1 protein-coding gene is annotated in these 978 nt (G+C 57.8%); it reads right to left on the reverse strand.

Annotated features, from left to right (window positions below; all coding sequences use genetic code 11):
• Nucleotides 1–890: carbohydrate ABC transporter permease (locus AC5P1B_RS35685; protein WP_493892196.1), on the reverse strand; the 890-nt coding region annotated here is incomplete at its 3' end.
• Nucleotides 891–978: the final 88 nt, after the last annotated feature.

Consider the following 978-nt stretch of genomic DNA (forward strand, 5'->3'; position numbering starts at 1 on the left):
CCGAGCCGCATCACGATCATCGCGAACAGCATCGTGACGATCAGCAACGCGACACCCAGCGCGGTCGCGTAACCCGCCTGACCGTCCCGGACACCCTTGGTATACACAAACCACGACAGAACCTCGGTCGAGTAATCAGGACCACCCGGACCCACCGTCATGATCTGCACCACGGCGAACGCGTCCAACGCCATGATCCCCATATACACCCAACCGGTCTGCACCGTGTCCCACAACAACGGCAACGTGATCCGGAAGAACGTCGTGAACCGGTTCGCCCCATCCAGCAGCGCCGCCTCATAAAAATCACGCGGAATCGTACTCATCGCCGCCGAGAACAACACCACATAAAAACCGACGTTACTCCACACCATCACCGCCATCACACACCACAACGCCAACTGAGGATCACCCAGCCAGTCCGGCTGCACCGAATCCAGCCCCACACCCGACAAGAACGAGTTCAACGCCCCGCTGTTCGGGTTGTACGCGAACTGGAAAATCAGCGCCACAATCGCGATCGACAGCACCTGCGGAAAGAAGTAAATGACCTTGTACAAGGCAGAACCCTGCACACCCGAGACCACCGCGTTCTTCCGCCGGCCCCCCACGTTCAACATGAACGCGAAGAAAATGCCCATCCCCAGCGTCACCAGAGGCAGCACCAACAGCAACACCAGATTGTTCCGCAACGCATGCCAGAAGACATCGTCCTCCAACATCTTACGGTAATTGTCGAACCCCACCATCTCCAGATCCGAACTCAGCCCACTCCAATTCGTGAACGAATAATAGATGGCCTGAACGAACGGCGAGATCACAAACACCGCGTAAATCGCCAGAGGCAGGAACAAAAACCCCGCGATAAAACCAAACCTACCGTGCCGCATACTCACCGACCCCGATCCCAGCCCATGGGCCCCGCCGCCGACCGACGCACCATCAGACGTGCTTGTACTTCTTCACCGCGTCATCCTT

The organism is Streptomyces sp. A01 (assembly GCF_059026195.1).